This is a genomic window from Aeromonas sp. 604176 (genome assembly GCF_049170755.1).
GTDB classification, from domain to species: Bacteria; Pseudomonadota; Gammaproteobacteria; order Enterobacterales; family Aeromonadaceae; genus Aeromonas; species Aeromonas veronii_A.
Genome location: NZ_JAAKNE010000311.1, coordinates 1 through 582, shown reverse-complemented (window position 1 = coordinate 582; position 582 = coordinate 1). Strand labels below are relative to the sequence as shown.

Below are 582 nucleotides of genomic sequence, written 5' to 3'. Positions count from 1 at the left end.
CCGTCCCCTTTGACATGGACTTCGGACAATGGCAGAGCCTCAAGGAGTATCGCTTCAATTTCAGAGACTTGCATTATGCGTCCTCAGTTGTGAGCGGGGTAGATTGAAACAGCCCAGCCACCCCGTAGAGGTTGGCCAGGGTATAGAAATCACTGGAGGCGCCCACCAGTTGCGGTGTGGCGCCTCGCGCTAATACGGCTTTGGCCCATTTGACCAGCAGGGCCAGTCCGGCAGAGTCGAGGGTGGTGACGCCGCCGAGCTCGAGCTGGTCGTCCTGCCACCATTCGGCGCGGCGTTGCCACAGGTCATTGACCTGTGGCGCCTGCAGCTCACCGCTGAGAGTCATGGTTTGAGTACCAGCGGCTTGGCGTTGTGCTCGCGCAACTGGGCGATCACCGCATCGATGCCGTTCTGGCGGATCAAACCGCCCAGCTCGCTCTGCTTGGCGGAGAGCAGGCTGATCCCCTCTGCCACCATGTCGAAGGCTTTCCACTCGCCGGTCTTGTTGTTCTTGCGCAGCTTGAACTCGAGGAAGATGTCCGGCTTGCCGGCCTCTTTCACGCTGACGTTGACGGCGGTGAT

The 582-nt window shown here is 60.5% G+C and carries 2 protein-coding genes and 1 pseudogene; all 3 read right to left on the bottom strand.

The features are described from left to right. Positions 1 to 74 (bottom strand): annotated as a pseudogene (locus G5358_RS21555) (BolA family transcriptional regulator); the annotation flags it as partial. After that, entirely contained in the window at positions 74 to 346 is a 273-nt protein-coding gene (locus G5358_RS21550) for an STAS domain-containing protein (RefSeq protein WP_005336352.1), read from the bottom strand. The gene G5358_RS21550 and the pseudogene G5358_RS21555, both read right to left, overlap by 1 nt. Next, positions 343 to 582 (bottom strand): MlaC/ttg2D family ABC transporter substrate-binding protein (locus G5358_RS21545; RefSeq protein ID WP_421324936.1); only part of this gene is annotated, 240 nt, incomplete at its 5' end. The genes G5358_RS21545 and G5358_RS21550, both read right to left, overlap by 4 nt.